The following is an 18,882-nucleotide window of genomic DNA, read 5'->3' on the forward strand; positions in this document are numbered from 1 at the left end:
GGGCTTTATTCCCGGGGCTTTGGCGGGGCCGAGGGCAGGGATGACGATTTCGTGAGACCCGGATGATCGGGGGCGCAGGGGACGGCGCGACAGCTCGACGCAAGGGCAAGATGCGCAATTGAAGCGTTGCTGCTCGCAGCGTTATCGACCTGGCAAACCACTGATCGAGCGGAGGAAAACATGGCTGACGTCACCGGCGGCTGTCACTGCGGCGAGATCCGTTACGAGGTGACCGGCGAACCGGTCGTCCATGCGCTGTGTCACTGCACCGATTGCCGGCGCCACGCCGGCGCGCCGATGGTCGGCTGGGTGATGGTTGCCGAGGGCATGGTCAAGGTGACCAAGGGGCAGCCCAGGATCTACCGATCCTCGGAGCATGGCCGGCGGCATTTCTGCCCGAACTGCGGCAGCGGACTTTTCTATACCAATGGCAACATGCTGCCCGGATTCATCGACATCCAGAGCGGCACCTATGACGACCCCGATCGGGTGCCGGCCACGATGCATATCCAGGTCGCGGAGCGGCTGCGCTGGATGGAGGATGCGCATGAGCTGCCGACCTTCGACCGCTTTCCGCCGCCGGAATGACCGGGTTGATGAACGCGGTGCTTTCCGGCGAAGCGACTATGCGCGCCGCAACATGGAATCGCCCGCAACATGGATGGACGGTTGCAGTACGGCGTTTTCGTTTGGCGGGTCCGTGCGACGCTCGCCCTTGATCGAGCGTCCAATCATCTCACGCACAAACCAGCAGGGGGCTGTTCGCGTGCGGTCCGGTTGGCCTTATTCGTCCTCGTCGTCCGGACCGCCACGCTGCTCGATCGCGTTTCGCACGCCGCGCATGACGGCGAACGACACGAATGCCATCCTTCGCTTCTGATCATCGCTCAATGTCTTGTAGAGCGGCTCCCAGGCATCGGAGAGCTTCTTGAGATCGGTCCCGCGCTGAATCAGCCGGTCAGCCCTGCGTTGCATCATCTCGACCGGATTGCTTCCACCAAGGGCCTCCATTGGTCCGTTCTCCTGGAGTTCGGCAATTCGCTCCAACCGAGCCTGCCGGTTTTTCGCTCGCGCACGGATGGCCTCCTCGATGGCCGGCCAGTATTTCTCCTGATCGGGTGTCAGCTGCAAGGCGGCCTTGACGATCCCGACACGCATGTCCGTCAGGCTCTTCAGATCGGCTGCACTGGGTTGCGCGGCTCCGACTGTTGTGGATGTCTCTGCTGCAAAAGCGAGAGACGAGGTCGTCACCAAAAATGCAATCGCTGCGACAGCTGCGTTCCTCGTCATTGTAAGCTCCTGAGCTGGTCATCAAGGATGTCTGCGAGAGCAACCACAATCGCGTCGGCCACGGGTTGATCTAGGTCAAACGGGAGAGGGAGCCGGAAAATATGGACGCGCTTCTGACCGTTCGGGAAATTCCGTGAGGTTCCGGATCGGCTGGTCCGGCTCAAGCCGTGACCGGCGCGACGGTGGCGCCGGATTGTTGAGCTAGATCAAGGTTACGCTGCCTGCGGTGTTCAGAAACTGCTTTCGACCTCGTTTCGACCGGGCGGTACCATGCACCTTCTGCTCAAGGAAATTCGACATAATCCACTGCTCTGGATGCTGGTCTTCGTACCGATCGTGCTGGCGGTCGAGACGGCAGCTCCCTCCGCACACACCGCCCTTTTTGTGCTCGCTGTTCTGGCCATCGTGCCGTTGGCCGCCCTTCTCAGCCATGCGACGGAGAGCGTCGCAGAGAAGACCGGCGACGCAGTCGGAGGCCTGCTCAACGCAACTTTGGGCAATCTGACCGAGCTGATCATCGCGATCGCCGCGCTGCATGCCGGAGAGTACATGCTGGTCAAGGCATCGATCGCTGGTGCCATCGTCACCAATTCACTCTTCATGCTCGGCGCATCATTCCTGCTCGGTGGGCTCCGCCATCACGTTCAGGAGTATAATCGGGCCGGCGGAAGGATGTACGCAGCGCTGCTGCTGATGGCCACGATTGCGTTGCTTGCGCCATCGGCTGTTGCCGACCTCGATCCGGCGCGCGGCGAAGCGATGGCGTTGGCTCTCAGTACGGGCCTCGCTGTGCTGCTGATATGTGTCTATGGACTCGGCTTGCTGTTCTCGCTCAAGACACACAAGGAACTGTTTGCAAGCGAGGAGCATGGCGAAACCGGCGGCGCCGGCTGGCCGATCGGACTTGCAATAGGCACCCTTCTCGTGGTCACGGTGCTGGTCGCACTGGTCAGCGAAATATTCGTGAGCTCGGTGCAGAAGGCGGGCGAGACGCTGGGATTGAGCCCGGCGTTCGTCGGTTTCATCATCGTCGCGCTGGTCGGCGCCGCGGCGGAAATGGCGGTCGCGTTTTCTGCGGCGCGCAAGAACCGTCTCGATATGAGCGTCAGCATCGCACTCGGCAGCGCGTCTCAAATCGCCTTGTTTGTCGCGCCGGCGCTGGTGCTTCTGAGCTACGTCGTCGGCCCGAGGCCGATGGATTTGCGGTTCTGGCCGGGGGCCGTGACGATGGTCATGATCGCCTCCGTGACGTCCTGCTTCATCACCAACAGCGGGCGGTCGGCATGGTTTATCGGCGCCTTGCTCGTGCTCATCTATGTGATTTTCGCCATGACCCTGTACATGGTGCCACCGGGATCGCACGGCCCGGTTTGACCAACAGCGAGCGTGATCGTGCCGGCACCGCGGACCCCTGATAGGTTTAGAGCGACAGCTCGCCCTGGCCCTTCGTCCAGTCGATGATGTCGATCTGGAGCCCCCGTTTCAGAATCTCGGCCTCGAGATTGCTGGCATGCCGCTTCCATTCGGCTGTCGACCGGACCCGGAATTTTGGCTCTTCACCGTTTGCCGCGAACTCATCGTCGGCTTCGAGCGCGCCGCGAACAGCCTCGTACATCATCTTGAGGCTCGCGTCGGTGAAGGCGTCGTACTCCATCGAGTCGTCTCCCTGGGAACGCAAATTCGCGGGACCGCCACGATGGCGATCGTGGCGTCCCTTTGCGGTCGATCCATTCAACATGCCGATGACTGGCCGAAGCTCGACAGCGAGCCGGTGCGGTGAACCGCATGTCCATCCATTGCTGCTCAGCCGGATCAATACTGATACTGGTACTGCGGGCAGATCATTTGCCCGTATTCATTGTAGTAGCAGCCTTGGTTGCCTTGGTTGCCGTAGTAGCCATAGGCGCCATACGCGCCGGCCGCAGCTGCTGCGCCGACGGCAGCGGCACCATAACCCCAGCCCGGCCGATAGTAGCCTCTGCCGTAGCCGGGATAGCCGGCGACCGGGCGGCCAGGGCGCCCCGCAATCGGTCGACCGGGATAGCCCGGACGCCCTGCGATCGGTCGGCCACCTGGACGGCCGGCAACGCGATATCCTCCACCATGTACCCTTCCACCACCTACATGCATGCCACCGCCGCGCATTCCGCCGCCGTGAAAGCCGCCTCCGCCACCGCGGAAGCCGCCGCCACCTCCACGGCGGGCATAGGCGTCATCAGGAATCAGGCAGACGGTAACGAGAACCAGAGCCGCCAGAGCGGCGAGGATACAACGAAGCATGGCGTGTCCTCCCTCACGGACGATTTTTGCGAGCCGCGAAACTGCGACAATTTCGGCGCGCGAGCTTGACGTAGATCAACGGAATGCAGCAGGGCGCGCGTTCGAAAAGGTCAGGCAGCTGTCATCAATCACGCCAGGCACAATCTGCACTTTGCTGCCGAAGCATCTTGCCTAGAATGCGAACGTGAGTTCCATGACATTTGCTTTCGCCTCAGTCAGGCGACAGCCATCGTTTCTTTGCCGAGTTCACCTGGTGTTTTTCGGTCCTGCGGAACCCTGCCAAGAGGATCAACGTGCGGAAAGCGGATGTAACGTGCGCGTGCTGCGGCGCAGGTTTCCGGCGGTTGGAGCTATGGTCCGAACCTGGCGCCAAGGGTGAGTATCACTGTCCCGTTTGCGACCACTTGCTCGAGGCATTCGATGGCACCAACCTGATCGCCTATCGGCTGACGATCCAGCCGGTGCGCGCGCCGGCCCACTCGGTCAAGCCGTTCGACGATCAGCGATAGCCGGACGATCGGTTGCCACCGGCGCGCTTCGGTTTTCGAGGTGACGGCCGACGCCATGACTGTTGGGCCGTGTCGCTGCACCGATTGGCGCCGCATCCCGGCGGGCCGATGGCCGACCCGGTGATGCTGCGCCGGGGCGCCAGCTAGTTCTTGACGGCATACAGAGGCGTTCTGAACGTCAGTTGATAGGCGGGGTTCGGCACCCACATGATTTCGGCTGTGATGCCAAACAGTCGGTTGTCATTATCATCCATGCGGTCGAGATCGAGCCGCACGATCGGTTGTGCAAAGGGCTGAATCGACGCGAGGTTCAGAAGCTGCGCGCCTTCGAAGGATTGCAAGCCCACGCGGCCGGTAAACTTCCAATTGTTCGGCCATTGATAGTAGCCACCAACATAGGCAATCGTGTTCGGGTTGATCCTTCCCAGCGCACTGTCGACGTCGGTTCGCGTGTATTGGAAACCGCTGAGGAAGCCTCTGGTCTCATCGGAATCGAGCGCATAGTCAAATTCGAGAATGTTGTTGAAGGAGGTTGTGCCCAGCGGACCATTGGGAATCGACTGTGTGATGGTCGATTGCAGCGTCACGGTAGGAAGGGTCCCGCCGTTCTGCTCATAAAGGTCGGCCTGGAAGCCGATGTTCCAGCTCGTGATTTGAAAGGACGAAAAGCCGGCGTTTCCGAAGTTCGTCGAACTGCCGGAGACGCCGGCATAGAGCGAGACGCTTTCGGTAACATCGACCGTCAGCGGAAAATCCATGTTGAGGGACTTCGCTGCTGGCAGGCCTGCCGGAAATGCCGGGCCGCCCAATGCCGCAAGCGTCTGCGTATTGAACAGCGTTGGACGTCCAAAGCCGAACGCGAGCGATCCTGCCGGAACCTGCGCGTAGGTCGTCCTGAGGTCGAGATAGATCGTCGGCACCGAAGCATTGGCAAGGCCATCATCGCTTGCGGCAAAGGCCTTCGCAACCGGGACAGCGACAAGGAGCGTGCACAATGCCGCGCTCAAGATCGATCCGGGAGCCGGGAGCCCTGTGTTACGTGGCGGCGCGCTCAATGCGAGAACCTTCGTTAGGCGCGATTGCCATTGGGTCGGGCGGTAGGCCGATCGATCGTGGCTTGTCCGTTCCTCGACCTCTCCCGAAACTCCCGCGGGGTGCAGCCGGAAATCCGGCGGAAAGCTCGCGTGAAGTGGGCAGGGTCGGCATAGCCTGATGAGAATGCCACGTCGATGATCTTGATTTCAGTGCCGCCCAGAAGCTTGGCCGCATTGTTGAAGCGAGCCTGCTCGAGCAGACCGGAATATGTCAGCCCTGCGAGTGAAAGCCTCCGTTGTAGACTCCTGGTGCTCACTCCCATCATCTCGGCGGCCTGCATGATCGTGAGGCCTCCCTGATCAAGGTAGGAGGGTAAGCTCAGCTTCAGTGCGCTGACGACGTCCTTGCCAAATGACTGCGGCACATGATCGGACGGCGTCGGCCGGAAGTCATTTGCGGGATTTGCAAGGCTGAGGAGTTCGACCGGCACTTCGATCCATGAGGCCTTTTGACCCGACATGAAGCGCGTGTTCGGCCAATGCGACTGGACCTCAGGGCTCGGCGTATAGAGCGCTTCAAACGCAATCACTCTCGGAGACCAACTCATCCCGGCGAACTGACGGACGATGTGCAGGACGAATATGTTCTGAAGCCACTGGGATATCTCAAGATGGGAAATGCCCTCCGTTCCAATAAGCTTGCTGCAAATCTTCAAACTCTCGCCGCTTGGCTCGAGCCATAGTTGAAGGATCGTATCTTCGCACGGCGCCCACCGGCATATTTGCTGCAGGGCAACCAATAGGGTTGGCGCATGGCGCACCCGCGCCCGCATGGTTTCGCTCAAATGTTCGAACGAAAGTCGTTGGGCTGCGCGAAAAGCAATTTCCGACAGTCCCTGTTTTTGCTGAGCGGCCGTCGCGAACCGAACGGCCGGCAGCAAAGGCACGTAATGATCCGCTTTTTCTTCAAAGGAGGTCGGGAGTTGAAATTTCGCGAGAAGTGCCGCCGTAGGGCCGCCTATTTCAGAATGAAGCTCAGCGAATGGAATCAAAAATTGACAGCGGGTCAATGGAATGACGGTCATTACTACCTGCCCAAGAAGTTTTGCCGCGATCGCAGCTTAGCAGGCCGGAACCCTCTTGGGTTGTCTTTATCGAGCAATCAGGTGCAATAACTCGTTCGACGAATTCCGCTTGGCGAAAGTTTTGGCGGCTGATGGCCAGATCGATGCCCTAAACTGCTTTATCTTGGAGCGTCGTTTCTTTGCAGGAGCACGGGCTTCACGCCTCAGCCCAACCGATGAGAGCTGTCCGATTGCCTTCAGTCCAGGCGGTCCGCGCAGTCATTGTCGCGTCGCTGCGACACGGTGACGCAACCCTTGATAGCACCGCTCGCGCTCTCAAGATCAGCTCGCGCACGCTACAGCGTTACCTTGGTCGCATGGGCACCAGCCACAGCGAAATGCTTGCGGAAGTTCGCTTGAACATCGCTTGTCGCTTGCTCGTGGACTCAGGCAAGCCACTGTCGGAAATCGCGAAATTCGTCGGCTACAGCAACCCTAGCAGCTTCAGCCGTACTTTCGTGCGTGTGATGAAAATTCAACCCATCATCTACAGGCAACTTGCCGATAGGCAGAGCCAAGCGAGCCATCGCAAGAGGTCTCACGCCGCTCGGCGATGACAATTCCGATCATTGGCGCGAAATGGCAAGACGCGCGATTTGAATTGGCGCGAAATGCTTAGCGAAGCTGATTGCCGAAATTGCGCTCCCCAAAGGAATAACAAACATGACCCTTCGCTCAGCTCTGTTCGTATTTTGTGTCGCCGGATTGATTGCCGCTCCCCATAAGGTGCTTTCCCAGTCTGCACCCGAGAGCAAACCACATGTACCGCTTGAGAAGTCGATAGGTCAGGCAAAGCCGGAAGTCGTGCCATCGCTCTTCGTCCTCAGCTCGCGCGGTGCGAGCTTGAAGGACGGGAAGCTTGTGCTGACGGGGGTTTCACCGAATGCGATCGTGTTCGCCGATCGGCCCGTGAGGGCGGCTGGTCACGATCTCACGTCGCGAATTGTCGAGGATTGGGGCAATGGCAGTGACAATTTCGCGAAAGATCCCCCAAACGCCACCGTGTCCGGGTTCAGGAAAGACGGATCATCGGTAGCCGACGCCGTCGTCGTCCTGAAATCGCCCAAGCTCGAAGGCGACAGGCTGACTTTCGATGTCGATATGCTCGAAGGTGACCTTGCGGGGGCTGATGGACCGGCGTCGATCTTTATCGACATCATCGGTCGTCCATTCACGCCGCTGTCTTTTGCCGGCGTTGCTCGCCGCACCGCCTGGCGAGGTGCTTACTACCGGGGCGCTGCAGTCGCGGGTGCGGCCGCGCTTGGAACTGCGGCAGCCTATCCCTATTACGCCCCGCGGTGCGGATACTATCCGTATCCGCCTTGTTACTGAGCAACGCGACCGTCGCGTCCACAGCCGCTAGGCCGACAGGGAACGTCGGCCCGATCTAAGCCGAACACACGAGCTCACGGGAGGGGGATCATGGGACGAACCGCCATGATTGCAGCAGCGTTGATCGTCGCCGGCATTCAGTCGGCGCATGCGCAGACGGACTTGAGCGCTTATGCCAACGCCGAAGGCTATCTGGATGTTCAGAAGCTGACCTGCGCGCAACTCGCCGGAACGTGGCAGGGAGACGCCGATCTTCTCACTGCCTGGTACAGCGGTTGGTACAACGGCCTCGCGCGCAAGCACTACCTCGACATCAAGAAGTCCCGCGAGGCCGAGCACGAAGTGATCCAACATTGCAAGGCTCATCCTGACCAGCTCATCATCGAAGCCATCGCAGTGGTCTTCAAGGATATGAGAGCGGCGCTCGGGATCAGGATGCAGCCCTGACCGGAGGACCGGACGCCTTTCACGGCAGGCCGACAGTCGAAGCAGCCAGACGATTGTTTGAAGACCATTCGATTTGCACACAAGGAGAGAACAATGGAGATCACTCGTCGCAATCTTGCGCTTGGCGGAATGGGTCTGCTCACCGGAGCGGCGATAGGTCGACCAGCCGCCGCCGAGGAGGGAGCTTTCCTGGGTGTCGGTCAGGGCTTGGAGGACTTCTGGCTCGCGAGCGACGCCTACATATTCGGCTATCCGTTGGTGACGATGGAGATGACGCGGAGGATCATCACCAACGTCGCGGAGCCCGTGGGCACGCGAGGGCCGATGGGCCATATCATCAAGCTGCGCCAATATCCGGACGCATCGTTCCGCGATGTCACTGCGCCCAACGCGGACACGCTCTACACCACGTCCTTCTTCGACGTCGGGAAAGAACCGTGGGTCCTCAGCATCCCGGACATGAAGGGGCGCTATTTCCTGATGCCCATGCTGGATGGCTGGACGACGGTGTTCCAGGTGCCGGGGAAGCGCACCACCGGCACCGGCGCACAAACCTATGCCATCACCGGGCCCGGCTGGAAAGGCACGCTGCCGGATGGCGTGAGGGAGTACAAATCGCCTACCAACATCGTGTGGCTGCTCGGCCGCATCTATTGCACCGGAACGCCGGAAGACTATGCAGCCGTCCACAAGCTGCAGGACGAGTGCAAGCTCGTTCCGCTCAGTGCTTACGGCAAGCCGTACACGCCACCTCCGGGAAAGGTCGATCCGTCGATCGACATGAAGACGGCTGTCCGCGAACAGGTCAATCGCATGGACGCGGTGTCGTATTTCAAGCTGCTCTGCGAGCTCATGAAAACCAACCCGCCATACGCGGCGGACGCGGCCCAACTCGCCAAATTTGCCCGCATCGGCATCGTACCCGGGCGCGACTTTGACGAGACCAAGCTGAAGGCGGACTTCCTGAAGCGCGTCCCGGAGGTGTCGTTCGACAGGATCATGCTTCAGTTCAAGGTCAACAAGGCCGTCAAGGACGAGAACGGCTTTGCGTTCACGACGAAAACCGGCATCTACGGTACCGACTATCTGATGCGGGCCCTGGTGACCGCGATCGGGCTTGGCGCCAACCGCCCGCAGGATGCGGTCTACCCGACCTCGCAAAAGGATGTGGATGACCGCAAGTACAATGGTGCGAACAAGTACGTCATGCGGTTTCCCAAAGGCCACCTTCCTCCGGCCGAGGGATTCTGGTCGCTCACGATGTACGACAGCGGCTACTTCTTCGTGAACAATCCGCTCAACCGATATTCGATCAGTGCGCGGGAAAATCTGAAGGAAAATCCGGACGGCTCGACCGAGCTCTACATTCAGAAGGAATCGCCCGGCAAGGACAAGGAATCCAACTGGCTTCCTGCGCCCGAGGGAGATTTCATACTCATGCTGCGCATGTATTGGCCGCAGGAAACCGACCCTTCGATCATCAACGGCACCTGGACGGTTCCTGCCGCCAGGAAGGTCGGGGCTTGAGAAACTGGATTCATGCCGGCCCGCTGGGGCCGGCATGAATCACGTGCTTCAATTTGCGGTCGCGAATCGAACGCTTGAGCGAGCCGTACAGATCGTTCTGCGATTTGCCAACGGTGGGGTGGGTGACATGCGGCTTCGTGATCTTTCGAAGAGGCGGCAACCAAACAGGCGAAGTAAGACACTCAGGGATGTCGGCATCGCCATGACAATGGTCTTGGCGTCATTCTCCTCTGAAGCCGCCCGCGCCGACGAGGGCGGCGTTTCATACTGGCTTCCCGGCCGCTTCGGCAGTCTCGCTGCGACCCCGCAGGTCCCCGGCTGGTCAATGGCGGAGGTCTACTATCACACCAGCGTAAGTGCATTCGGCAATGCCGCGGCCGCCAGGGAAATCCAGGTCGGCAGAATTCCTGCCGCGGCAAACATCGATCTAAACCTGCATCTGAGCGCGCAGGCGGATCTCATCCTTCTCAATCCCACTTATACGTTCGCAACGCCGGTGCTGGGTGGCCAGCTTGCGATCGGCGTGACCGGACTGTTCGGGCGGTCCAGCGCAGATCTTGCGGGGACGCTTACGGCGGCCGTCGGTCCGCTGGCGACAACGCGCACCGGCAGCTTCGGCGATTCGATTACATCGATAGGTGACCTCTACCCGCAGGCGACGCTGAAGTGGAACGCCGGCGTGCACAATTTCATGACCTATGTAACGGGAGACGTTCCGGTCGGAGCATACAGTCCGAGCAGCCTCGCCAATCTCGGCATCGGTCACGCCGCCATCGATGCAGGCGGCGGCTACACTTACTTCAACCCGCAGGCGGGCCATGAATTTTCTGCAGTCGGGGGCTTCACCTACAATTTCAAGAATCAGGATACGCAGTATCAGAACGGGATCGACTTCCATCTGGATTGGGGCGCTTCCCAGTTTCTGTCAAAGCAGGTTTTCGTTGGCCTGGTTGGATATGCCTATCAGCAGGTCACCGATGATTTCGGCCAGCACCCTGTCCTGGGGGGCTTTCGGTCCCGCGTGCTGGGCGTTGGTCCGCAGATCGGCTTCCTGTTTCCCGTGGGCGACATGCAGGGTTATCTGAATCTCAAAGGGTATGGAGAATTTGCAGCAGAGAATCGCCCGGCCGGCTGGAATTCCTGGTTGACGTTCTCGATCTCTCCGATGGCGCTGACCAGCACCGTGACGCCGACCCGACGGATCGTCACAAAATAGCAGTGTTGTGCGTGCCTTCAATTGTGCCAAGATCACGCCACGATGCGCCGCACTCGCGGCCGTCGATGCCGGCCGTTCGGACGCCGGCTGGACAATCGTCGCCGCTGCCGGTTCGATACTTCGGAGTCGTGATGGCCAGGCTGCAGGGTCCAGGTTGCCAATGTCCGGCTGATTGGTCTCGGCCGCGCTAACCCGAAGGTCGAGTCGATGTTGCCGGATACGCCGTCGGTCAGTCAGCTCTCTCAAGTGATTTCTCAAGCGGCTGCGCCCGCATTTCTGCTCGGTGCATTGGCGGCTTTTATCGCGGTGCTGATTTCCCGCCTCAACCGGATCATCGACAGATCGATTTACCTGAACCAGATTTCTGATCAGGATCAGGCGAGGTGCCGGCTCAAGGCAGACCTGCCGCGTCTTGCTCGGCGCGCCACCATGATCAATCGCGCGATCTTCTGGTCCATCATGGGAAGCATCTCGATCAGCGTTGTCATCGTCGTCGGCTTTGTGAGTGCGTTCCTTCACATCCAGCACGAGCGGGGCGTTGCCATTCTCTTCATTGTTGCCGTCGTGGCTTTCATCGTGTCGTTGGTGGATTTCGCGCGCGAGGTTCGAATTGCCCTGAGCGAACTTGATCACTATGGCTAGACGCAACGCATTGATACGTTCACGCCTTAACGCGCGCGCGCGGCGAACGTCGTGAGCGCTGCGACCAGCAGCTTCGGCGCTTCCTGCGCAACGCAATGCCCGACACCGTCGAAGGTCCATCGGCTCGCATGCGGGATCAGCGCCGCGGCGCGATCGGCCATCTCCTTGTAGATCGGCCATGACTGCTCAGTGGTTGTGATACATACCGGGCAGGCAATGTCGGAGAACCACGGGAACGGATTGCCGCGGGCGTCGCCGGTGTAGATCTGCTCCATGGCCTGGAAGATCGGCCCGAGCAGGGCCGACTCGATTTCCGGCGTGCAAAGCAGCCGCATGCGGCCGTCGTCGAGCCGGGCAAAGCCGTGATGGACATAGGCCCACAGCGACCGTTCGGTCCATGGCGCGAAGGCCGGTGCGGCGCGCAGCCGCCGGAACAGGTCGTCGGCGCTGTCGAACTCGGCCCGGCGGCGCACCACACCCTGCACGGATCCGCGCGCGATGTCGCTGAGGCCGCCGGCGCGCGGCGCGCGCGGATCCATCGCGGTCGGCTCCGTGACATGCAGGCGCGCGAAGCGACCGGGCATCAGTCTGGCTGCGAGCAGCAGGTCGGTTGCGCCAGCACTGTGACCGATGCCGTAGATGTCATGGAGGTCGAGGCGCTCCACCACCATGCGGACGTCTTCGGCAAAATCCTGGAAGTGATAGCGATCGGCCGGCGGCTTGTGGCTCAGGCCGTGGCCGCGGCGGTCGAGCGCGTAGACCGTGTAATCGGTCGCCAGCGCCTCTGCGACCTCGGTCCAGACCTCCGCGACAAAGCCTGTGCCGTGCAGCAGCAGCGCCGGCGGCCTGTCGGAGGCCGGCTCGCCCCATTGCGCCACCGCAACCTGTGCGCCGGCATCGCCGACCAGAGAGCGCTTCGGGGCGTTCATCGTCGTTCTATCGTGCGTCCTGCAGGATCATCGCTGCGGCCTTCTCGGCGATCATCGCCGTCGGCGTGTTGGTGTTGCCGGAGGTGATGGTCGGCATCACGGAGGCATCCGCGATGCGCAGGCCGTGCAGGCCGTAGAAGCGCAGCCGCTCGTCGACCACGGCCATCGGATCGTTGGCCGTTCCCATCTTCGCGGTGCCGACGGGGTGGAAGATCGTGGTGCCGATGTCGCCGGCCGCCTTGGCGAGCGAGGCATCGTCGTCGCCGACCGAGGGGCCGGGCAGGAATTCCTCGGGATGATATTTGTCCAGCGCCTTCTGCTTCATCAGCTTGCGCGTGGTGCGGATTGCGTCGGCCGCGACCTGGCGGTCGTCGTCGGTCGAGAGATAATTCGGCGCGATCGACGGCTTGTCGTCGGGCGCGGTCGAGCGGATCCGCACCGTGCCGCGCGAGCTCGGCTGCAGGTTGCAGGCACTCACCGTGATCGCGGGGAAGCGGTGCAGGGGATCGCCGAACTTGTCGAGCGACAGCGGCTGCACGTGGAACTGGATATTGGCGCGCGAGCGCGTCGCGTCCGAGCGCGTGAAGATGCCGAGCTGCGACGGCGCCATGGTCAGGGGACCGCGGCGGCGGAACGCGTAGTCGAGGCCCATCAGGCCGCGGCGAACCAGATTGTAATAGGTCTCGTTCAGCGTGCGCACGCCGGAAACCTTGTAGATCGCGCGCTGCTGCAGATGGTCCTGCAGATTATGGCCGATGCCCTGCACGTCGAGCACGATGTCGATGCCGAGCGGCGACAGCCATTCGGACGGACCGATGCCGGAGCGCTGCAGCACCTGCGTGGTTCCGATCGAGCCGGCGCAGAGGATCACTTCGCCCCTGGCACGGGCCTCGACCACCTCATTGCCCTGCCGGAACAGCACGCCGGCGGCGCGGCCGCTCTCGATGATCAGGCGGTCGACCAGCACGTCGGTCTCGAGCCGCAGATTGCTGCGGTTCAACACCGGCTTGAGGAAGCCGCGCGCCGACGACCAGCGCCGGCCGCGCTTCTGGTTGACGTGGAAGTAGCTGGTGCCCTCATTGTCGCCGGTGTTGAAATCCGGGATGCGCTTGATGCCCATCTCCTCGGCGGCATCGCCGACCGCATCGAGGATCTGCCACGACAGCCGTGGCGCCTCGATGCGCCAGCCGCCGCCGACACCGTGATGCTCGCTTTCACCGAGGAAATGATCCTCGAGCCGCCTGAACGCCGGCAGCACGTCGCTGTAGCTCCAGCCGGTGAGGCCGAGCTGGCGCCAATGGTCGTAATCTGCGGCCTGGCCGCGCATCGAGATCATGGCGTTGATGGCGGAGGAGCCGCCGATCACCTTGCCGCGCGGGTAGGCGAGCGCCCGGCCGTTGAGGCCGGGCTCGGCCTCGGTCTTGAACATCCAGTCCGATCGCGGATTGCCGATCGCGAAGAGATAGCCGACCGGGATATGAAACCAGATCCAGTTGTCCTTGCCGCCGGCTTCCAGCAGCAGCACGCGCTTCTTCGGATCGGCCGACAGGCGGTTGGCCATGATGCAGCCCGCCGTGCCTGCGCCGACGATAATGTAGTCGAAATCACCCTCGAGCCTTCGCGGCATGTCCTCGTTCCCGGCAAGCGTCTCTTGTTGGGCTCTTATTAGTCAGACGCAGCGGGCCGACACAAGCCCGGCAGTGGATGCCGGGCGTGCGCTGGATGATCAGGGGCGGCTCGGTTCGGCCAGTGTGACCTCATGTCTCGCGCGGGGGACGCAGACGATCAGCGTCAGCATGCCGATGCCGAGCACGGCGCCGACGAGAGCGAGCGGTGCGTAGATGCTCCCGGTTGCGACATTCATCCAGCCGATCAGGGCAGGGCAGACCGCGCCGCCGAACGAGCCGATCGCTGAGATCAGCGCGATGCCGCCGGCCGCGGCGCTGCCCTCCAGCATCGCGTTCGGAATCGTCCAGAACAGCGACAGGATCGCGAAGATGCCGATCGAGGCGACGGCAAGCAGCGTCACGGTCAGGAGCACGCTGCCTTGCGCGGCCTGCAAGGCGATGAAGCAGGCCGCCGCGACGAGGCCGCAGCAGACCACGTGCCAGCGCCGTTCCCGTGTGCGGTCGGAGCTGTAGCCGATCGCCACCATGCCGATGGCGGACGCAACCGAAATCGCGCCGCTCAGCCAGCCGATCTCGGTGGTGGTCGCCACGCCGACGCGTTTCAGCAGCGTCGGGGTCCACAGCAGGATGGTGTTGAGCGAGCAGAAGAACGCGAAGTAGATGAAGGAGAGCAGATAGACGCGCGGCTCGCGCAGCGCCGCCGCGAAGCTCCGCGTGGTGCCGGGAACGGCGGCGCGGTCGCGGGCGAGGTCGCTTGCGATCTGCCGCCGCTCGTCGGCGCTCAGCCAGCTCGCGACCTGCGGTCCGTCGGCGAGGTAGAAATAGGCGACGATGCCGAGCAGCACGGCCGGACCGCCTTCAAGGATGAACAGCCACTGCCAGCCATGCAGGCCGTGGACGCCCTGCATGTGATCCATGATCAGGCCCGACAACGGACCCGCGATGACGCCGCCGAGCGGCACCGCCATCACGAACAAGCTCGTCATGCGGCCGCGCACGCGGTCCGGGAACCACAGCGTCAGATAGTACAAAATGCCCGGGAAGAAACCGCCTTCGGCGGCGCCGAGCAGGAAGCGCAGCAGATAGAGGTGATACTGGTTCTGCACCAGCGCGAGCAGCATGGTGACGACGCCCCACAGCACCATGATCCGCAGCAGCGTCTTGCGGACGCCGACCTTGACCAGCAGGAGGTTGCTCGGCACTTCGAGCGCGACATAGCCGACCGAGAAGATGCCGGCGGCAAGCCCGAACACCGCGTCGTCGATCTTGAGGTCGTGCAGGAACTGCAGCTTGGCAAAGCCGATGTTGAAGCGATCGATGATCGCCACCGTGTAGCACGCCAAGAGGAATGGGATCAGGCGCCAGGCGATCCGTCCATAGAGCCGCGAATGGGCCGCATCCTGCATGAAAGTCTCCTCGAATGATTATTTGATGTTTGTTATTGCAGCGACGGCGGTAGGCTCCCTCGCCCCGTTCTTACGGGGTCGAGACGAGCGAAGCTCGCTCTTAGAGCGTTGGGGTGAGGGGCTGCCTCCACAAGCACGGTGACAGTTGGATTTGCGGAGACTCCCCCTCACCCGGAATGCATCTAGCGATGCATTCCGACCTCTCCCCGCAGGCGGGGCGAGGTAAGTGGAGCCCGTTGCCCCGATCGAGTGCGCGCGGCTAGTTCGCCTTCGCGCTCGGCGGAAACTCCAGCATCGCTTCGCCGGCCGCGACCGTCTCGCCGCGCTGGTTCTGCACGGCGACGTCGACCAGCACCCAGCGCGATTTTGCGGTGACCTGCTTGGCCTTGATGGTGCCGGCCGGGCGGATGGTGTCGCCGGGCTTCACCGGCTTCAGCCAGCGCGTCTCGAGCCTGCGATGGATCGCGCCTGCGGGGAGCGCCCAGTCGGTCAGCATGCGCGAGATCAGGCCGAAATTGTTCATGCCGTGCATGATGATGCCGCCGAAATTGGTCTTGCCGAAATCGCCCTTCATGTAGTTGTCGTCGAGATGCAGCGGGTTGTAGTCGAGCGACGCATCGCAGAACAGGCGGATCGATTCGCGCGAAACCGCGAATGCCGGGCCCTCGACGGTGTCGCCGGCCTTGAGAGATTCGAAATTCGCTGTGGCCATGGTGATCTTCCTTACATCGGACGGATGGTCTGGCCGCGACCTGAGCAGATCACATCGCCATGCTGGTTGAAGAAGACGTTGTCGTGCACCACGAACAGCCGCTCGCGCTTGATGAACTTGTCAAGCGCGCGGGCCTGCAGGGTGATGGTGTCGCCGGGGCGGGCCGGGATGTTGTAGCTCCAGGACTGTCCGGCATTGACGGTGCCCGGCGAGCGCATCCAGTCGTCGGCCGGCGTGCAGGCGAACATCAGCAGGATATGGATCGCGGGCGGCGCGATCAGCCCGCCATATGGCCCGGCCTTCGCGGCGGCTTCGTCCAGATAGAGCGGATTGGTCTCGCCGACCGCACGGCAGTACAGCGCGATCGCTTCCTGGGTGAGCTTGTAGGGCAGCGTCTTGCGCGGCTCGCCGGGGACGATGTCGTCCCACACCTTGCGCAGCTTCGCGTCTTTCCAGAAATCGGTTTCGAACGGGGTGGCCGCAGAACTTTCTGCTTGCGCCATCGTGCATCCTCCTGCTATTGAGTTCGCCAGGCGAACAATTCATTCGCTATATGAATTAACGCTAGCGCGGTCGGGAGCCCCTGACAAGCGCGCAGAGCCGCGTCATGTGCAGGCAGCCATGCGGGCTGTGATGTCGTGAGCGCGATGACGGAACCAGCCAGGCGCCCGCCATGAGCAAAGAGAGTGACGGCTTCGTGCGCGCGATTGCGCGCGGCTTCTCGATCATTGAAGCACTCGGCAAGCCGCCGGGGCGGCACACGCTGGCGGAGGCCGCCGATACTGCCGGCCTCAACCGCGCCACTGCGCGGCGTATCCTCGCGACCCTGGTGGCGCTGAAATATTGCGCCTCCGACGGACGCTATTTCAGCCTGCGGCCGCGCGCGCTCGGGCTCGGCCTGTCCTATCTCAACGCGCTGCCATACTGGGGTCATGCGCAGCGCGCGCTGGAAAATCTGCGCAACGAGATCGGCGAGTCCTGCGCGATGGCGGTGCTCGACGAGGACGAGATCGTCTATGCGCTAAGGCTGCCGGCGCGGCGGATCCTCTCGGCCAATCTCGGCGTCGGCAGCCGGCTGCCCGCGCATCTGGTGTCGCTCGGCCGCGTCATGCTCGCGGCGCTGCCGCCTGGCACCCGCGAGGCTTATCTCGCGACCGGGGGCTTCAGGCAGGTCACGCCGCGCACGGTCACCGATCCGGAGCGTCTTGGCGAGTTGCTCGCGCGGGTCGAGAGCGACGGCTATGCCTGGGTCGATGGCGAGCTCGATCCGGCGATCTGCGGCATCGCGGTGCCGTTGCGCGATCCCGCGGGCGCGGTGGTCGCCGCGCTCAGCGTCAACACGATCTCGGGGACGGTGAGCGAAGCCGGCGCGCGCAAGAAGTATCTCTTGCCGCTGCGCCGCACCGCGCAGGAGATCCGCAGCCAGATGCTCACCTCGGGGTAGGGAACGGCCGTTATCGACGCCTTTTCACCCGCTTCGGACCTGGGTGGCTTTCCACGCCCATGCCGAATGAATAGTCTTTCGCTTTGCGGGCCGGGTGAACCGCCAAGGAGAATCCCGGCCACGTCAACGTGCAGATCGATTGCTCAACTTGCTGGAGGATTCCTGTGGCCGACCCAGTCCGCGCCCCTTTCTACCACGACGGAATGCGTGAGTTGCAGGACCGCTTCGATGGTCGTCGTGTCGCCGACGGCCTCGAGAAGCATCGCCTCCACTTCGAGTTCTGGGAACAGGATCGCAAGCTCATCGAGGAGACACGATTCTTTTTCATCGCGACCAGCTATCAGGACAACGTCGATTGCTCGATGCGTTCCGGCGATCCCGGCTTCGTGAAGATCACCGGGCCCGATACCCTTGAATTCCCTGAGTACGACGGCAACAACATGTACCGCACGCTCGGCAATATTCACCGCAACCCGAACGTCGGGCTGCTGTTCGTACGGCTCGACGGCAAGACGTTTCGCACGCGCATCCGGGGCCAAGCGACGATCCACGACAGCGCGGAGGCGCTCGCCTTGCATCATGGCGCGAAGGTCGTCGTGCGCGTCAAATGCGAGATCTTTCCAAATTGCCCGCGCTACGTTCCGGACCTGATGGGCGCCTCAGCGGACGTACCGGCGAACCTGTACGTGCCTCGACCCGGATATGAGCCGCCCGCTCCGGAATGGAAAAGCCGGGATTACCTCAGGGACGTCCTCTCGAAATACGATCCGCATCGGAAACGTGACGCATAGCGGGCGGCCGGGAACCGCATCCGGACGAGCGAGCAAACTGCGTTCAGGGCAGCGGTGCCATGTAGGGAATGCTGCCGACCAGAACGAACACCTGCACCGCGTTGCACAACATGCCGCCCCAATGCAGCTGGCGCAGCCGCCGCACGGCGGTGGGATCACCGGCGTCTCTCGCGTCCGCCTCGGCATCGAGCCGCCGCAGAAACCATTGCCGCGCCAGCACCGCGAACCCCGCGATCAAGGCGATGCCGAGCGCAACGGCGAACCGGCCGGCCGTTGCGAAGGCGAGCGTGCCGACCGCACCGGCGATCGCCAGCACCAGGAAGTAGGCATTGAACATGCCGCGCAGCAGCCGCGTGACCGGCGGGACGTCGAGCTTCACAAGCAGGAACGCCGGCGCCGCCAGCAGGAAATATCCCATCGGCACCAGCAGGATGATGGTGGAAAACAACACCGCCTGATCCGGCGTCATGCAGCCGCTCCCTGTTGGAAGGCGAGAGGATTTCGGTGCGGAAAACCTGGGGTAGTATCCGCGCCGGATATTTCCCGCACTATTAGGCTTTGGTCGGATGCG

The 18,882-nt window shown here is 62.3% G+C and carries 21 protein-coding genes; 10 read left to right on the top strand and 11 right to left on the bottom strand.

Annotated elements, in window-relative coordinates; genetic code table 11:
* Positions 1 to 180: 180 nt before the first annotated feature.
* Positions 181 to 588 carry a GFA family protein gene (locus AC1VNY_RS38910; RefSeq protein WP_461192948.1) on the top strand — a complete coding sequence of 136 codons (408 nt, stop codon included), beginning with the start codon at positions 181 to 183 and terminating at the stop codon, positions 586 to 588.
* Positions 589 to 783: 195 nt separating this feature from the next.
* Here the strand turns inward: AC1VNY_RS38910 and AC1VNY_RS38915 are convergent, their stop codons facing one another.
* On the bottom strand, positions 784 to 1,290 hold the full coding sequence (locus AC1VNY_RS38915) for a Spy/CpxP family protein refolding chaperone (protein WP_482409145.1): 507 nt from the start codon (positions 1,288 to 1,290) through the stop codon (positions 784 to 786).
* 270 nt (positions 1,291 to 1,560) lie between these two features.
* Here AC1VNY_RS38915 and cax point away from each other — a divergent pair, with 270 nt between their 5' ends.
* Positions 1,561 to 2,664: a calcium/proton exchanger gene (cax, locus tag AC1VNY_RS38920; protein ID WP_482409146.1), complete on the top strand. Its 1,104-nt coding sequence runs from the start codon at positions 1,561 to 1,563 to the stop codon at positions 2,662 to 2,664.
* A gap of 46 nt (positions 2,665 to 2,710) precedes the next feature.
* Here the strand turns inward: cax and AC1VNY_RS38925 are convergent, their stop codons facing one another.
* The 4 genes from AC1VNY_RS38925 to AC1VNY_RS38940 form a co-directional block, all read right to left on the bottom strand.
* Positions 2,711 to 2,944: a hypothetical protein gene (locus AC1VNY_RS38925; RefSeq protein WP_304499356.1), complete on the bottom strand. Its 234-nt coding sequence runs from the start codon at positions 2,942 to 2,944 to the stop codon at positions 2,711 to 2,713.
* Between the two features lie 158 nt (positions 2,945 to 3,102).
* A complete protein-coding gene (locus AC1VNY_RS38930; protein ID WP_482409147.1) occupies positions 3,103 to 3,570 on the bottom strand; it encodes a hypothetical protein in 468 nt (155 codons plus the stop codon).
* 652 nt (positions 3,571 to 4,222) lie between these two features.
* A complete protein-coding gene (locus AC1VNY_RS38935; RefSeq protein ID WP_482409161.1) occupies positions 4,223 to 5,089 on the bottom strand; it encodes a hypothetical protein in 867 nt (288 codons plus the stop codon).
* A gap of 59 nt (positions 5,090 to 5,148) precedes the next feature.
* Entirely contained in the window at positions 5,149 to 6,198 is a 1,050-nt protein-coding gene (locus AC1VNY_RS38940; protein ID WP_482409148.1) for an AraC family transcriptional regulator, read from the bottom strand.
* A 215-nt stretch (positions 6,199 to 6,413) separates the two neighbouring features.
* Between AC1VNY_RS38940 and AC1VNY_RS38945 the strand changes: the two genes are divergently transcribed.
* The 6 genes from AC1VNY_RS38945 to AC1VNY_RS38970 all read left to right on the top strand — a co-directional run bounded on the left by AC1VNY_RS38945 (position 6,414) and on the right by AC1VNY_RS38970 (position 11,401).
* Positions 6,414 to 6,794: a helix-turn-helix transcriptional regulator gene (locus AC1VNY_RS38945; protein WP_482409162.1), complete on the top strand. Its 381-nt coding sequence runs from the start codon at positions 6,414 to 6,416 to the stop codon at positions 6,792 to 6,794.
* Positions 6,795 to 6,900: 106 nt separating this feature from the next.
* Positions 6,901 to 7,569, top strand: coding sequence for a hypothetical protein (locus tag AC1VNY_RS38950; protein ID WP_482409149.1), 669 nt, complete (start codon positions 6,901 to 6,903; stop codon positions 7,567 to 7,569).
* Between the two features lie 105 nt (positions 7,570 to 7,674).
* Positions 7,675 to 8,016 carry an HdeA/HdeB family chaperone gene (locus AC1VNY_RS38955; protein WP_051003117.1) on the top strand — a complete coding sequence of 114 codons (342 nt, stop codon included), beginning with the start codon at positions 7,675 to 7,677 and terminating at the stop codon, positions 8,014 to 8,016.
* Between the two features lie 93 nt (positions 8,017 to 8,109).
* On the top strand, positions 8,110 to 9,543 hold the full coding sequence (locus AC1VNY_RS38960) for a DUF1254 domain-containing protein (protein WP_482409150.1): 1,434 nt from the start codon (positions 8,110 to 8,112) through the stop codon (positions 9,541 to 9,543).
* Positions 9,544 to 9,745: 202 nt separating this feature from the next.
* A complete protein-coding gene (locus AC1VNY_RS38965; protein WP_482409163.1) occupies positions 9,746 to 10,759 on the top strand; it encodes a SphA family protein in 1,014 nt (337 codons plus the stop codon).
* A gap of 207 nt (positions 10,760 to 10,966) precedes the next feature.
* Positions 10,967 to 11,401: a DUF2721 domain-containing protein gene (locus AC1VNY_RS38970; protein WP_038386445.1), complete on the top strand. Its 435-nt coding sequence runs from the start codon at positions 10,967 to 10,969 to the stop codon at positions 11,399 to 11,401.
* Between the two features lie 26 nt (positions 11,402 to 11,427).
* Here AC1VNY_RS38970 and AC1VNY_RS38975 read toward each other — a convergent pair whose 3' ends face one another.
* The 5 genes from AC1VNY_RS38975 to AC1VNY_RS38995 all read right to left on the bottom strand — a co-directional run bounded on the left by AC1VNY_RS38975 (position 11,428) and on the right by AC1VNY_RS38995 (position 16,579).
* A complete protein-coding gene (locus tag AC1VNY_RS38975; protein WP_482409151.1) occupies positions 11,428 to 12,330 on the bottom strand; it encodes an alpha/beta fold hydrolase in 903 nt (300 codons plus the stop codon).
* Positions 12,331 to 12,337: 7 nt separating this feature from the next.
* A complete protein-coding gene (locus AC1VNY_RS38980) occupies positions 12,338 to 13,957 on the bottom strand; it encodes a GMC family oxidoreductase (protein ID WP_482409152.1) in 1,620 nt (539 codons plus the stop codon).
* 99 nt (positions 13,958 to 14,056) lie between these two features.
* A complete protein-coding gene (locus AC1VNY_RS38985) occupies positions 14,057 to 15,364 on the bottom strand; it encodes an MFS transporter (protein ID WP_482409153.1) in 1,308 nt (435 codons plus the stop codon).
* A 259-nt stretch (positions 15,365 to 15,623) separates the two neighbouring features.
* Positions 15,624 to 16,076, bottom strand: coding sequence for a MaoC family dehydratase (locus AC1VNY_RS38990; protein ID WP_482409154.1), 453 nt, complete (start codon positions 16,074 to 16,076; stop codon positions 15,624 to 15,626).
* A gap of 11 nt (positions 16,077 to 16,087) precedes the next feature.
* Positions 16,088 to 16,579, bottom strand: a complete 492-nt coding sequence (locus AC1VNY_RS38995) for a MaoC family dehydratase (RefSeq protein WP_028331684.1) — start codon at positions 16,577 to 16,579, stop codon at positions 16,088 to 16,090.
* Between the two features lie 170 nt (positions 16,580 to 16,749).
* On the opposite strand from AC1VNY_RS38995, the gene AC1VNY_RS39000 reads away from it, so the two are divergent.
* The gene (locus AC1VNY_RS39000) at positions 16,750 to 17,520 is read left to right on the top strand and encodes an IclR family transcriptional regulator domain-containing protein (RefSeq protein ID WP_075969037.1); all 771 of its coding nucleotides are present in this window, start codon (positions 16,750 to 16,752) and stop codon (positions 17,518 to 17,520) included.
* Between the two features lie 164 nt (positions 17,521 to 17,684).
* Positions 17,685 to 18,311 carry a pyridoxamine 5'-phosphate oxidase family protein gene (locus AC1VNY_RS39005; RefSeq protein WP_482409155.1) on the top strand — a complete coding sequence of 209 codons (627 nt, stop codon included), beginning with the start codon at positions 17,685 to 17,687 and terminating at the stop codon, positions 18,309 to 18,311.
* A gap of 43 nt (positions 18,312 to 18,354) precedes the next feature.
* Here AC1VNY_RS39005 and AC1VNY_RS39010 read toward each other — a convergent pair whose 3' ends face one another.
* The gene (locus AC1VNY_RS39010) at positions 18,355 to 18,780 is read right to left on the bottom strand and encodes a hypothetical protein (protein ID WP_038386457.1); all 426 of its coding nucleotides are present in this window, start codon (positions 18,778 to 18,780) and stop codon (positions 18,355 to 18,357) included.
* Positions 18,781 to 18,882: the final 102 nt, after the last annotated feature.

The sequence above is a fragment of the Bradyrhizobium ferriligni genome (genome assembly GCF_056837965.1).

Bases quoted from the DNA above. Each gene is read 5' to 3' on its own strand.
- AC1VNY_RS38910 (WP_461192948.1), top strand. From the start codon at position 181: ATGGCTGACGTCACCGGCGGCTGTCACTGCGGCGAGATCCGTTACGAG.
- AC1VNY_RS38915 (WP_482409145.1), bottom strand. From the start codon at position 1,290: ATGACGAGGAACGCAGCTGTCGCAGCGATTGCATTTTTGGTGACGACC.
- cax (WP_482409146.1), top strand. From the start codon at position 1,561: ATGCACCTTCTGCTCAAGGAAATTCGACATAATCCACTGCTCTGGATG.
- AC1VNY_RS38925 (WP_304499356.1), bottom strand. From the start codon at position 2,944: ATGGAGTACGACGCCTTCACCGACGCGAGCCTCAAGATGATGTACGAG.
- AC1VNY_RS38930 (WP_482409147.1), bottom strand. From the start codon at position 3,570: ATGCTTCGTTGTATCCTCGCCGCTCTGGCGGCTCTGGTTCTCGTTACC.
- AC1VNY_RS38940 (WP_482409148.1), bottom strand. From the start codon at position 6,198: ATGACCGTCATTCCATTGACCCGCTGTCAATTTTTGATTCCATTCGCT.
- AC1VNY_RS38945 (WP_482409162.1), top strand. From the start codon at position 6,414: ATGAGAGCTGTCCGATTGCCTTCAGTCCAGGCGGTCCGCGCAGTCATT.
- AC1VNY_RS38950 (WP_482409149.1), top strand. From the start codon at position 6,901: ATGACCCTTCGCTCAGCTCTGTTCGTATTTTGTGTCGCCGGATTGATT.
- AC1VNY_RS38955 (WP_051003117.1), top strand. From the start codon at position 7,675: ATGATTGCAGCAGCGTTGATCGTCGCCGGCATTCAGTCGGCGCATGCG.
- AC1VNY_RS38960 (WP_482409150.1), top strand. From the start codon at position 8,110: ATGGAGATCACTCGTCGCAATCTTGCGCTTGGCGGAATGGGTCTGCTC.
- AC1VNY_RS38965 (WP_482409163.1), top strand. From the start codon at position 9,746: ATGACAATGGTCTTGGCGTCATTCTCCTCTGAAGCCGCCCGCGCCGAC.
- AC1VNY_RS38970 (WP_038386445.1), top strand. From the start codon at position 10,967: ATGTTGCCGGATACGCCGTCGGTCAGTCAGCTCTCTCAAGTGATTTCT.
- AC1VNY_RS38975 (WP_482409151.1), bottom strand. From the start codon at position 12,330: ATGAACGCCCCGAAGCGCTCTCTGGTCGGCGATGCCGGCGCACAGGTT.
- AC1VNY_RS38980 (WP_482409152.1), bottom strand. From the start codon at position 13,957: ATGCCGCGAAGGCTCGAGGGTGATTTCGACTACATTATCGTCGGCGCA.
- AC1VNY_RS38985 (WP_482409153.1), bottom strand. From the start codon at position 15,364: ATGCAGGATGCGGCCCATTCGCGGCTCTATGGACGGATCGCCTGGCGC.
- AC1VNY_RS38990 (WP_482409154.1), bottom strand. From the start codon at position 16,076: ATGGCCACAGCGAATTTCGAATCTCTCAAGGCCGGCGACACCGTCGAG.
- AC1VNY_RS38995 (WP_028331684.1), bottom strand. From the start codon at position 16,579: ATGGCGCAAGCAGAAAGTTCTGCGGCCACCCCGTTCGAAACCGATTTC.
- AC1VNY_RS39000 (WP_075969037.1), top strand. From the start codon at position 16,750: ATGAGCAAAGAGAGTGACGGCTTCGTGCGCGCGATTGCGCGCGGCTTC.
- AC1VNY_RS39010 (WP_038386457.1), bottom strand. From the start codon at position 18,780: ATGACGCCGGATCAGGCGGTGTTGTTTTCCACCATCATCCTGCTGGTG.